10 protein-coding genes are annotated in these 12535 nt (G+C 63.1%); 3 read left to right on the plus strand and 7 right to left on the minus strand.

What is annotated here, in order from left to right; genetic code table 11:
* Nucleotides 1–39: 39 nt before the first annotated feature.
* On the minus strand, nucleotides 40–762 hold the full coding sequence (locus ACZYHG_RS02900) for an HAD family hydrolase (protein ID WP_464612452.1): 723 nt from the start codon (nucleotides 760–762) through the stop codon (nucleotides 40–42).
* Between the two features lie 5 nt (nucleotides 763–767).
* Complete coding sequence (gene pgi, locus ACZYHG_RS02905) at nucleotides 768–2411, minus strand: glucose-6-phosphate isomerase (protein ID WP_464612453.1); 1644 nt, start codon at nucleotides 2409–2411, stop codon at nucleotides 768–770.
* 302 nt (nucleotides 2412–2713) lie between these two features.
* Between pgi and pdxR the strand changes: the two genes are divergently transcribed.
* Together pdxR and ACZYHG_RS02915 are read left to right on the plus strand one after the other, a co-directional pair.
* Nucleotides 2714–4207, plus strand: coding sequence for a MocR-like pyridoxine biosynthesis transcription factor PdxR (pdxR, locus tag ACZYHG_RS02910; RefSeq protein WP_027032881.1), 1494 nt, complete (start codon nucleotides 2714–2716; stop codon nucleotides 4205–4207).
* A gap of 180 nt (nucleotides 4208–4387) precedes the next feature.
* On the plus strand, nucleotides 4388–5977 hold the full coding sequence (locus tag ACZYHG_RS02915; protein WP_464612454.1) for a trimethylamine methyltransferase family protein: 1590 nt from the start codon (nucleotides 4388–4390) through the stop codon (nucleotides 5975–5977).
* Nucleotides 5978–5998: 21 nt separating this feature from the next.
* Here ACZYHG_RS02915 and ACZYHG_RS02920 read toward each other — a convergent pair whose 3' ends face one another.
* The 4 genes from ACZYHG_RS02920 to ACZYHG_RS02935 all read right to left on the minus strand — a co-directional run bounded on the left by ACZYHG_RS02920 (nucleotide 5999) and on the right by ACZYHG_RS02935 (nucleotide 10704).
* Nucleotides 5999–6397: a hypothetical protein gene (locus tag ACZYHG_RS02920; protein WP_464612455.1), complete on the minus strand. Its 399-nt coding sequence runs from the start codon at nucleotides 6395–6397 to the stop codon at nucleotides 5999–6001.
* A 65-nt stretch (nucleotides 6398–6462) separates the two neighbouring features.
* Nucleotides 6463–7854, minus strand: coding sequence for a chromate efflux transporter (gene chrA, locus ACZYHG_RS02925; protein ID WP_464612456.1), 1392 nt, complete (start codon nucleotides 7852–7854; stop codon nucleotides 6463–6465).
* The gene (locus ACZYHG_RS02930) at nucleotides 7851–8675 is read right to left on the minus strand and encodes a chromate resistance protein ChrB domain-containing protein (protein ID WP_464612457.1); all 825 of its coding nucleotides are present in this window, start codon (nucleotides 8673–8675) and stop codon (nucleotides 7851–7853) included. The genes chrA and ACZYHG_RS02930 overlap by 4 nt, the downstream gene beginning before the upstream one ends.
* Nucleotides 8676–8898: 223 nt before the next feature.
* Nucleotides 8899–10704, minus strand: a complete 1806-nt coding sequence (locus tag ACZYHG_RS02935) for an IlvD/Edd family dehydratase (protein WP_464612458.1) — start codon at nucleotides 10702–10704, stop codon at nucleotides 8899–8901.
* A 147-nt stretch (nucleotides 10705–10851) separates the two neighbouring features.
* On the opposite strand from ACZYHG_RS02935, the gene ACZYHG_RS02940 reads away from it, so the two are divergent.
* Entirely contained in the window at nucleotides 10852–11301 is a 450-nt protein-coding gene (locus tag ACZYHG_RS02940) for an SRPBCC family protein (RefSeq protein WP_464612459.1), read from the plus strand.
* 18 nt (nucleotides 11302–11319) lie between these two features.
* Here ACZYHG_RS02940 and ACZYHG_RS02945 read toward each other — a convergent pair whose 3' ends face one another.
* Complete coding sequence (locus ACZYHG_RS02945; protein WP_464612460.1) at nucleotides 11320–12495, minus strand: Mrp/NBP35 family ATP-binding protein; 1176 nt, start codon at nucleotides 12493–12495, stop codon at nucleotides 11320–11322.
* Nucleotides 12496–12535 lie beyond the last annotated feature (40 nt).

Raw genomic sequence — 12535 nt, forward strand, 5'->3', positions numbered from 1 at the left:
TTGGGAGAAAGCCAGAGCTGACTTACCCCCAGCCTCCCCTCAAACCGTCTCCCTCACCCGCGCCGAAAGGAAATCGGGCAAATCGGCAACCGAATCCAGGATGACGTCGGCAATCTCGGCCAGCGATTCCCGCGTACCTGTGCCGGAGAGCACGCCCACCGCCAGGCCGCAGCCGCCGGCGCGCGCCATTTCTAGATCGTGCCTGTTATCGCCGACCATGGCGATCTCCGACGGCTTCAGGCCGGTAAGGTCGCAAAAGGCCTGGATGGTGTCGGGCGCCGGTTTTGGGTTGGCCACCGCGTCGTAGCCATAGGCGGCGTCGAACAGCTGGGCGACACCCAGCGTGATCAAGGTCTTTTCCGCACCGCTGGTCGAATCGTTGGTGGCGACGCCGAGCCGGTAGGATCTCTTATGCAGTGCCGCCAATGTGTCGACGATACCCGGCAGCGCCACCGCCATCGTCGAGCCCTGCACCGAGGTGATCTCGTTGAAGCGGGCGACGGCCAGCATCTGGTCCTCGTTGGACAGGCGCGGAAACCACAATTCGACAACATCGAGATTGGTGCCGGAGGCAAAGATCGAATCGGGCTTGAAGCGCCGGTTGGTGAAATCGAAGCCGGCGGCCGCAAGCAGCCTGTCGGCTTTCCAGCGGTCGCCATCGGACGCGTCCATGGCCATGAAGTCGGCCACGCCGAGCCAGGTCGCGTTGAAGTCGACAAGTGTCCCGTCCTTGTCGAACAGTATTCCCTTGATGTCTGCCAAATCGTTCACTCCGAACCACGCAATTGGTGGATGTATCCCACAAGGCCAGCGGTCGACGCGTCACGCTTGGCGGCACTTTCCTTGCCTTCGACGACAGGCAGAAGGCCGGTCGCCAGTTCCTTGCCGAGTTCGACGCCCCACTGGTCGAAGGAATTGATGTTGTAGAGCGTGCCTTCGACGAAGACGCGGTGTTCGTAGAGCGCGATCAGCCGGCCAAAGGTGCGCGGGTCAAGCTTGCGATAGAGGATGGTCACCGAGGGCCGGTTGCCGGAGAAGACGCGATGCGGGGCGATCTTGTCGACGTCAGCCGGCTTCATGCCCTTGGACAGCATCTGCGCGCGCGCCTCGTCCAACGTGCGGCCTTTCATCAGAGCTTCCGACTGCGCCAGGCAATTGGCGAGCAACAGATCGTGCTGATGCTTGAGCTCAGGCTCGTGGCCAACGGCCGCGGCAAGGAACTCGACTGGAATGAAGTCGGTGCCCTGGTGCAGCAACTGGAAGAAGGCGTGCTGGCCATTGGTGCCCGGCTCGCCCCAGACCAGCGGCCCGGTCGGCGTCGCCACCGGAGTGCCGTCGAGGGTAACGCCCTTGCCGTTCGATTCCATATCCAGTTGCTGCAGATAGGCCGGCAGTCGGGACAGGCGCTGATCATAGGGGATGACCGCGCGGGCCGGATATTGGCAGATGACGCGATGCCACCAGCCGACCAGCCCCAGCAGCGCCGGCAGGTTCTTCGCCAGCGGTGCGGTGCGGAAATGCTCGTCCATCTCATGCGCGCCATCGAGGAAGGCGCGGAAATTCCTTGGACCGACGGCGATCATGACGGGAAGGCCAATGGCGCCCCAGACAGAATAGCGGCCGCCGACCCAGTCCCAGAAGCCGAAGACGCGATCGGGCGCGATGCCGAACTTGGCCACCAGGTCGAGCGCGGTCGAGACGGCGGCGAAATGCTTGCCGACCGCTTCCTTGCCGAGCGCCTTCTGCACCCAGTCACGCGCCGTCTGCGCATTGGTCATCGTCTCGACGGTGGTGAAGGTCTTGGAAGCGATGATGAACAGCGTGGTTTCGGCGGACAGATCCTTCAGCGTGTCATGGATATGGGCGCCGTCGATGTTGGAGACATAGTGGGCGCGCGGCCCGTCATGGTAGGGCGCCAGCGCCAGCGTTGCCATGGCCGGACCGAGGTCGGAGCCGCCAATGCCGATGTTGACGATGTCGGTGATCTTCTCGCCGGTGGCACCGGGCGCCTTGCCGGAGCGGATGGCGTCGGCGAAGGCGCCCATCGCATCGAGCACGGAAAGGACATCCTTCTTGACGTCCTGGCCGTCGACCGTGACGCCCTTGCCGCTGAGATTGCGCAGTGCCGTGTGCAGCACCGCGCGATCTTCGGTGATGTTGATCTTCTTGCCGGCAAACATGGCCGCACGGCGGCCTTCGAGATCGGCGGCTCCAGCGAGCTTTTCCAGCAAATCCATGGTGGTCGCGTCGACGGCGCATTTCGACCAGTCGAGCAACAGATTGTCATCGGTGGCGGAGAATGTCGCAAACCGCTGCGGATCGGCGGCGAAGGCCTGCCGCATGCTGGCAGGTGCCGCGGCGCGATGGTCGCGCAAGGCGGCAAGCTGTTTCTGGAAGGCTGACTTATCCACTGGCGGGTAGCTCCTGGCGTTTTGGATGCACCATATCAGACCGGATGTTTCCGGCGCGTGTCGTCGCGGCACAACTATTGAGCCGAACTCCGTGCGGTCAATACGCGGCGATGCCGCATCGCATCACGATGCGATGACACAATGTGTCGCTCAGGGAGGTTGCAGCGCCGGATTTCGCCCGGAAGGATCACTGGCATAAATCCCAAAGATCAGAAAAATTGATTGGCGCAACCCCTTGTGCCACCGTTACATTCGACTGGTCCAGCCAAGCGAAAAAAGTTGGCCATCGAGGAACATCTTCCATGCCACAGAGAAACGACACGGCGATATGGTCCGGCCTGTTCCGGATTTCGGCTGAATCCGGCCAGACCCTGCAGGCGCAGATCCGCCAAGCCATCGTGGCCGCCATTCTCGACCGCCAGATCGCCGCTTCGATGCCGCTCCCCTCCTGCCGGATCCTGGCCGAAAAACTCGGCGTGGCGCGCGGAACAGTGGTGCTGGCCTTCCAGCAGCTCGTCGACCAGGGTTTCCTGGTGGCGCGTGAGAGGCGCGGCCATTTCGTCAATCCCGACGTGCTGGCGACGCCGGCCAAGCCGCACCAGAAGGCGCCCGACCAGGCCAATGAGATCGACTGGAAGGCACGCCGGCAGATTGCCGCCAGCGACATGCCGCCGCCGGCCAAGCACGAGAACTGGATCAAGTCGTCCTATCCCTTCGTCTACGGTCAGTTCGACCCCACGCTGTTCCCGACCGCCGAGTGGCGAGAGTGCAACCGCATGGCGCTGGCCGTGCTCGAAATCCGCAACTGGGCGTCCGATATGGTCGACCGCGACGATCCGCTCTTGATCGAGCAGATCCAGGCGCGGCTCTTGCCCCGGCGCGGCATCTTCGCCAACCCGGACGAAATCATCGTCACGCTGGGCGCCCAGAATGCGCTCTACATGCTGGCGACGCTTTTGATGACCAAGGGCTCAAAGGTGGCGATGGAAGACCCCGGCTATCCCGACGCGCGCTCGATCTTCCGGCTTGCGGGCGCAGAGATCCAGCCGGTGCCGGTCGATCAGTCCGGCATCGTAACCTCCTCTATTTCCAATGATTCCGGCTTCGTATTCGTTACGCCGAGCCACCATTGCCCGACCATGGTGCCGCTGTCGGCGGAGCGTCGGCAGGATCTGCTGGCGCGCGCCAACCGGCACAACCAGATCATCATCGAGGACGGCTATGACAGCCAGCTTCTCGATGAGGCGCCGCAGCAGGCGCTGAAGAGCCTCGATCGTTCAGGCCGCGTCGTCTATGTCGGCTCGATGTCGAAGACGCTGGCTCCTGGCCTGCGGCTTGGCTACATCGTGGCGTCCGCTGGACTTATCTCCGAGCTCAGGGCGCTGCGCCGTTTCATGCTGCGGCATCCGCCGGCCAACAACCAGCGCGCCGTGGCACTCTTCCTGTCGCTCGGCCATCACGAGGCACTGGTGCGGCGCCTGTCGAGTGCCTTCGACGAACGTCGGAAGCGTCTGGTCCATGCGATTTCCGCTTTCCTGCCGGAATGGCGCTCGACCGACTCGGCCGGCGGCACATCGCTCTGGCTCGAGGGGCCGCGCGGCACCGATTCCCGCGGCTTGGCCGAGGCCGCGGCCTCGCGCAGCGTTATCATCGAGCCCGGCGACCGCTTCTTCGACCGCACCGAAAAGCCCTCGCGCTTCATGCGGTTGGGCATTTCCTCAATCGCGCTGCAGCACATCGAGCCAGGCATACGGGAACTCGCCACCGCGGCCGGCCGCAGACCGGCAGCTGCCTGATCCCTTTTCGCCGGAGCCACCAGCAGTGGCTCCGGCGCCTTTAGCTCTGGCACATGCAACCGGACAGGCTGGCCCATAGGCTGTGCCAATGCCGGCGGCATAGTCGTGGCATAAAGGGGAAGAAGCAGCCGATGGTGGACCAACCGCCGCCCTGTTTCCGAGAAAAGGTGGAGTGTCTCCATGTCAGTGGTCCTTGAAAAGCAGGAAGCGGCGGCGGATCAGCGCTCGCGCCGCTCCGGTGGACGCGAAGCACGTCGCGCCATGCGGGCAGCGCCCTTGGCTGACGACATCAAGCCGGTGCGCGCCGGCCTCGAAGGCGGCAGCTACGGACCGTTGAAGGGCAACGACCAGGAACGCATCCACGAGGCGGTGCTGACGCTCCTGGAGACCGTCGGCTTCGCCAATGCCATCCCCTCCTGCATCGAGGCGCTGACCCAGGCCGGCGCCACCTATGGCGATGATGGCCGTATTCGCTTTCCGCGCGCGCTGGTGCTCGACACGATCAAGAAGGCAGCGCGGAATTTCACCTTGCACGGCCAGGATCCGAAACACGACATGCTGATCCAGGGCAAGCGTGTGCATTACGGCACGGCTGGAGCCGCCGTCCATCTGGTCGATGTCGAGAAGCGCGAGTACCGCGAATCGCTGCTGCAGGACATCTATGACGCGGCCCGCCTCGTCGAAGGGCTCGACAACATCCATTTCTTCCAGCGGCCTATGGTGCCGCGCGATATTCCCGATCCGCTCGAAATGGACTTCAACACGCTCTACGCCTGCGTGATGGGCACCTCCAAGCATGTCGGCACCTCGTTCACGGTGCGCGAGAACGTGCAGCCGGCGCTCGAAATGCTCTATGCCATTGCCGGCGGCGAAGAAAATTTCCGCGCCCGGCCGTTCGTGTCGAACTCCAACTGCTTTGTCGTGCCACCGATGAAATTCGCCGAGGACGCCTGCGGCGTGCTCGAGGCCTGCGTCGAGGGCGGCATCCCGATCCTGCTTTTGTCGGCCGGACAGGCCGGCGCCACCGCGCCGGCGGCAATTGCCGGCGCCGTCGTGCAAGCGGTGGCCGAAGTGCTGGCCGGTCTGGTCTATGTCAATGCCATCAAGCCAGGGCATCCAGCGATCTTCGGCACCTGGCCGTTCGTTTCGGATCTGCGGACAGGCGCCATGTCGGGCGGCTCGGCCGAACAGGCGGTGCTGACCGCAGCCTGCGCACAGATGGCGCAGTTCTACGATCTGCCGGGCGGTTCGGCCGCCGGCATGACGGATTCGAAACTGCCCGACATCCAGTCCGGCTACGAAAAGGGCATCACCGATGTGATGGCCGGTCTTGCCGGGCTCAACCTGGTCTATGAATCCGCCGGCATGCATGCCTCGCTGCTCGGCTTCTGCCTGGAAAGCCTGATCATCGACAATGACATGCTTGGCCATTGCCTGCGCTGCGTGCGCGGAATCGAAGTGTCTGATGAATCGCTGTCGATCGACACCATCACTGATGTCTGCCTGAAGGGGCCCGGACACTATCTCGGCAACGAGCAGACGCTGCGGCTGATGCAGACCGAGTATTTCTATCCGGCCGTCGGCGACCGCTTTTCACCGAAGGAATGGAACGAGAAGGGCCGGCCCGACATATTGCAGCGCGCGATCATCGAGAAGAAGCGCGTGCTTGCCGAGCGGTTCCCACGCCATGTGCCAAAGCCGCTCGACGACAGACTGCGCGCCCGCTTCGGCGACATGATCAAACTGCCGCGCGCCAATATGGGCGGGTAGGCCCCTTCCTCTCAAAATAGATCAGTCCGTGCCCAGTCCGTAGCGGTCGACGACCTCGGCATTGATCAACTTGGCGTGCAGCGCCATCAGCACGATTTGCGCGTCGAAGCTGTCGCCGGCCTCCACTGCGGCCTCGATCCGGCGTTCCACGTCCTGCCGCAGCTGCAAGCCATGCGAGCTTTCGAAGGTTTCCGGCCCGGCAACGCAATAGCTGAACAGTTGCGCCACGTCCGGATAGGCCTGGCTGGGCGGCTCGCCGGGCCAGCGATCCTTCATCAGATTGACGATGGTGAGTTTTACCCCCTCAGGCACTAGCGCGGGGTGAAGATCGGCGCCGCGCAATGCCGTATCGAGCTGCCTGAGGTCGCCCGAGCGGCCAAACATTCCGAGGAAGCCAAGGGAAGAGCGTCGTTGCGCCATGATGTCTCAATCCGTTTCCAGCCACTTAGGTGGTGCGCAAGCGGAATACAAAGGCAGGCGAAGATCTAGCCTCCTACCGCCAACAGCAAGACACCAGCCAGAGCCGATCCGGCGAGTGTCGGTAGCACGCCGATCTTGAGCTTCAGGATGGCGATCATTGCGGCACAGGAAAGCAGCGCCGCCCGCCAGTCGATCGACGAGAGCACCGGCAGATTCATGCCGAGGCTTATTGCGTGCACCTCACGGAAAACGACGTGCAAGGCGAACCACAGAGCGAGATTCATGATGACGCCGACAATTGCGGCGGTGATCGCGCCCAGTGCGGCCGACAATGCCTTGTTGCCGCGCAAGGCCTCGATATAGGGCGCGCCGAGGAATATCCAGAAGAAGCACGGCGTGAACGTCACCCACAAGGTCAGCAGCGCTCCAAGCGATCCCGCCAGCAGCGGATTGAGTGATCCGGAGTGGCGGAACGCGGCGATGAAGCCGACAAACTGCAACACCAGAATGAGCGGACCAGGCGTGGTCTCGGCAAGCCCAAGTCCGTCGACCATTTCGCCGGGGGCGAGCCAGCCGAAGGACTGGACGGCTGCCTGCGCGACATAGGCCAGCACCGCATAGGCACCGCCGAAGGTGACGACCGCCATCAGGCTGAAGAACCTGCCTATCTCGGTCCACACACTGGCAGAGCCGGTGCACCACCAGATCACGAGAACCGGTCCGAACCAGATCGGCAGCCAGATGGCGACCGTGCGCGGTGCATGCCATCTGGTCGGCTTGACATGGGTCAGCTCGCCACGCTCGAACATCAGGTCGACCGCTCCTTTGATGTCGACGACATCGCCCTTGCCATGCGCGGAGCCGGAGAACAGGCCGGGAGCAATGCGGTCTGCCAGCCACCCTGTCAGACCGGCGAGCAGGATGATGAGCGGAAACGGCACGTTCAACGCATAGATGGCGATGAAGGCCGCAACCGCGATCGATATCATGACCGGGTTTTTCAGGGCACGCCGTCCGATCCGGACCACCGCCTCGATGACAATGGCAAGCACCGCCGCCTTCACCCCGAAAAACAGCGCCTCGACGAGCGGCATGTCGCCATAGAGCACGTAGAGGCTGCTCAACCCGAGCATGACAAGCGCACCGGGCACGACGAACAGGATGCCGGCGACGAGGCCGCCAATCGTCCTGTGCAGCAGCCAGCCGATGTAGATGGCGAGTTGCTGAGCTTCCGGACCAGGCAGCAGCATGCAGTAATTCAGCGCATGCAGGAAACGCTGTTCCCCGATCCAGCGCCGCTCCTCGACCAATTCCCTGTGCATCAAGGCGATCTGCCCGGCCGGCCCGCCGAAGCTGAGCACTCCGATTTTCGCCCAGACCTTCAGGGCTTCGGCAAAGTTCGGCGCAGCCGGCGCCTCGACGCTCACCACTCTATTCTCCGGGACAAGAGCGCTCACGACGGTTTGCCCGCGCCGGCAGCGGGCCAATTGTGCGTTTCCTCGGTGGCGTCGCGACACCAACGGAAGAACGCATCGTAGAGCAGCATGCCTGCTTCCAGCTGTTCCAGATCGTCGCGAAACATCCGCGACAGACCAAGCGAGGCTGCCAGAAAGCCGGCCGCCTGGGGAACCAGATCGAGGCTTGCCGTGTCGGCTGCGCGTACGATCGAGGCAAGGCGATGGAGCGCTGTGGAGTCCAGCCCGAACTCCTCAATCATCGTATCAAAGGTGCAGCGTTCGCCGCGATGGCTCCAGAACACATTGTCGATGTCGAACGGCACCGCCTTGAAGCGGTCAGCCACGGAAGCCACTTCGGCCGCCTCGACAAACAGGAAGACGGCGTCGGGATCGACGAAACGCCGGATCAGCCAGGGACAAGCGATGCGGTCGACCTTCGGGCGGGACCGCGTCACCCACACCGTGCGGCCTTTTTCGTCGCGCGGCGGCAGCTTTTCGGTGCGGACCAAAAGCTCATTTGCGTCGCGCCAGGCTTCGAAGCCGCCTTCGAGGGATTCAGAGGAAATTCCCTCGTGCCGCAGCCATGCGGCCACGCCCTGCGAGAGTTTTTGACCTTTCTGACAGACGACCGAGACTTGCCTGCCGGCAAATTCGGTGGCCCAGGTCGAAACGGTTTTGAAATTGCGTCGGCATGAGGCCGGCAGCAGGCGCGGATCGGCGTCGAAATCCTCTTCGATGCGAACATCGATGATGACAGGCGCACCCGGCAGACCAACCAGACGGGACAGTTGCGATACGGTGATAGCAGTTGTTGACGGCATGGCGTCCACCTCCCGGAAGAGAAGCTTGGACGCGAACGTTGGGCTGACGCCTCACGGGGTCGTCGCGATGCACCCCTTGTCTTGATGGTGGATTTGTTGCGCGCGCTTGTCAAGGAAGACAAACGGCGGCTTGATCCGGATCAAGCCGCCGTTTGTCGTTTGTGTAAGCCACCTGCCAAAAGGCGGTGCCCCTCAGAACAATCAGTGATTGTCCCCGGAGCAATCAATGATTGTCCCTGGGCACGCCGCTGGTGTGCGCGACATCCTGGTATTTCACCGCCGGCTTCAGCACCATGCCCTCGTCGAACTGGTCGACCATGCCGCGCTGGATCTCCTGCCATGGCGTCTGGTGCTTGGGATAGTGGTAGCCACCATTGTTCTGCAACTCGGCGCGGCGCCGTGCGATTTCGTCGTCCGATACGAGAATGTTGGCGGTAGCCTTGTTCAGATCGATGCGAACACGGTCACCGGTCTTGAGCAGCGCCAGTCCTCCGCCGATCGCGGCTTCAGGCGAGGCATTCAGGATCGACGGCGAGCCCGACGTTCCCGACTGGCGGCCATCGCCGATGCAAGCCAGCGCATGGATGCCCTTCTTGATGAGATAGGCCGGCGGCTGCATGTTGACGACCTCGGCACCGCCGGGATAGCCGACCGGACCGGCGCCGCGCATGAACAGGATGGTGTGCTCGTCGATGCCTTGCGCCGGATCGTCGATGCGGGCGTGATAGTCCTCGGGCCCGTCGAAGACCATGGCGTTACCTTCGAAGGCCTCCGGATCCTTCGGGTTGGACAGGTAGCGCTCGCGAAATTCCGGCGAGATGCCGCTGGTCTTCATGATTGCCGAATCGAACAGATTGCCGCTGAGGTTGATGAAGCCGGCATTGGCTTTCAGCGGTGCGGCAACTGTACGGATGACGTCGGTGTTTTCGTTGGCGACATCCTTGCAATTGTCGCCGATCGACTTGCCGTTGACGGTCAGGGCATCGGGATGCGGCAACAGCCCGCCCTTCAACAGTTCGGCGACCACGGCCGGCACGCCGCCGGCGTGATGGTAGTCTTCGCCGAGATATTCGCCCGTCGGCTGCAGATTGACGATGAGCGGCACCTTGAGACCGATCTCCTGCCAGTCGTCATTGGTAAGCGGCACGCCAAGATGGCGGGCGATTGCGTTGAGATGGATCGGCGCATTGGTGGAACCGCCGATCGCCGAATTGACGACGATGGCGTTCTCGAAAGCCTTGCGCGTCATGATGTCGGACGGCTTGAGGTCCTCATGCACCATCTCGACGATGCGTTTTCCCGTCTCGTAGGAAATCTGGCCGCGCTCGCGGTAGGGCGCGGGAATGGCGGCCGAGCCCGGCAATTGCATGCCCAGCGCCTCGGCCAGCGAATTCATCGTGGTGGCGGTGCCCATGGTGTTGCAATAGCCGGTGGACGGCGCCGAGGAAGCGACGATGTCCATGAACTCGTCATAGCCGATCTCGCCGGCCGACAGGCGTTGGCGCGATTCCCAGACGATGGTGCCGGACCCCGTGCGTTTGCCCTTGTGCCAGCCATTGAGCATCGGGCCGACCGACAGTGCGATGGCGGGGATGTTGACGGTGGCCGCCGCCATAAGCAGCGCCGGCGTGGTCTTGTCGCAGCCGATGGTCAGCACGACACCGTCGAGCGGATAGCCGTAGAGCACTTCGACCAGGCTGAGATAAGCCAGGTTGCGGTCGAGTGCGGCGGTCGGGCGCTTGCCGGTCTCCTGGATCGGGTGGCAGGGGAATTCGAAGGGGATGCCGCCCATCGAGACGATGCCCTCGCGCACGCGCTTGGCGAGCTCGATATGGTGCCGGTTGCAAGGCGACAGGTCCGAGCCGGTCTGGGCGATGCCGATCAGCGGCTTGCCCGACATCAGTTCGGCGCGCGTCAGTCCGTAGTTCAGGTAACGCTCCAGGTAGAGCGCTGTCATGCCCGGGTTGTCGGGGTTGTCGAACCACTCCTGCGAGCGAAATTTCTTCTTTCTGGTGGGGGCGCCTGCCATCACGGTCTCCGTATTTGTATGACAAATCGATATGACAACGCGTCAATGCAAGCAAGGGGACGCGTGATCTGAATCCGGACTTTGGTGCGATAGACACGCACCCGGCCGTGCGTTAGGCCTTCGTGAAGTCTTGTGCGGGAGGTTTTCATGGCTTTAGTGATCGAAGGCGAGGAGCGCATTGCCGCACCCCTGCAAAAAGTGTGGGAGGCGCTGAACGATCCCGAGGTTTTGAAGGCGACGATTCCCGGCTGCCAGAGCCTCGAGATGAAGTCACCAACCGAGATGGCGGCGACAGTAGTGTTGAAGATCGGGCCGATCAAGGCGACCTTCAACGGCGAAGTGACGCTGAAAAACCTCAAGCCGCCGCATTCCTACACCATCCAGGGCGAAGGCAAGGGCGGCATCGCCGGCTTTGCTAAGGGCGGTGCCGACGTGACGCTGACCGAGGATGGATCGGATGCCACGATCTTGAAATATGCAGCCAAGGCCGAAGTTGGCGGCAAGATCGCCCAGCTTGGCAGCCGGCTGATCGAATCGACCTCGAAGAAACTGGCGGGTCAGTTCTTTTCGAATTTTGGGGAAAAGGTCGGCGGCTGACCTTCTCTCCTCAGGGGCTTACTCGAAGACGATGCTCGGCACCGCCGCTTCGGCCGCGCCGCGTTCCTCGTTGACCCGGTCCCAGACCTTCGAGGCAATGTCGCGATAGATTTTGGCTTCAGCGCTATCGGGCTTCGACGCCACCACGGGTGCACCGGCATCCGAGCTTTCGCGGATGCCCATTTCAAGCGGCACTTCGCCGAGGAAGGTGACGCCGAGGCGCTCAGCTTCGCGGCGGGCGCCGCCATGGCCAAAGATATCGTAGCGTTTGCCCGTATCCGGAGCGATGAAATAACTCATGTTCTCGACGATGCCGAGCAGCGGCACGTCGACCTTCTTGAACATGTTCAATCCCTTGCGGGCATCGATCAGCGCCAGGTCCTGCGGCGTCGAGACGATGACGGCGCCGGCCAACGGCACCTGCTGCGCCATGGTCAGCTGCGCGTCGCCGGTGCCGGGCGGCATGTCGACGACGAGCACGTCGAGCCGGCCCCACTCGACTTCGCGCAGCATCTGCGTCAGCGCCGACATCACCATTGGGCCGCGCCAGATCATCGGCGTCTCCTCATCGACGAGGAAGCCCATCGACATCACCTTGAGGCCGTAATTCTCCATCGGTTTCAAGATCTTGCCGTCAACCGTCTGCGGCCGGCCATGAATGTTGAGCAGCTTGGGCATGGACGGGCCGTAGATGTCCGCATCAAGCACGCCGACCCTGAGGCCGTTGGCGGCGAGGCCAAGCGCGATGTTGACGGCGGTGGTCGACTTGCCGACGCCGCCCTTGCCCGAGGCGACTGCGATGATTGCCTCGATACCGGGCACGCCACGCTTGCCTGAACTCTGCGAGGCTGGGGCATGCGGAGCTGAGCGCGGGGCTGCGGACGGAGCCGGCGGTGCTGGCCTGGGCGCAGGCCGCGATGGAACCGGCGCTTCCATGCCGCCGCCCTTCTTTTCGGCCGTCAGCGCGACGACCGCGCCGGCAACGCCGGGAATGGCCTTCACCACGCGCTCGGCGGCGGCGCGCAACGGCTCCATCTCCTGCGCCCTGGCGGCGGGAACGGTGATCGAGAAGAAAACCTTGCCATCGGCGATGAAAATCTCGGAAACCATGCCGAGGTCGACGATGTTGCCGGTGAAGTCCGGCCCGTTGACCGTCTTCAGACGCTCGGTGACGATTTCCTTGGTAACGGACATGACGGCATTTCCTCAGACGGTGGCTAACCCAGGACGGCGG

This window comes from Mesorhizobium subarcticum (genome assembly GCF_055456085.1).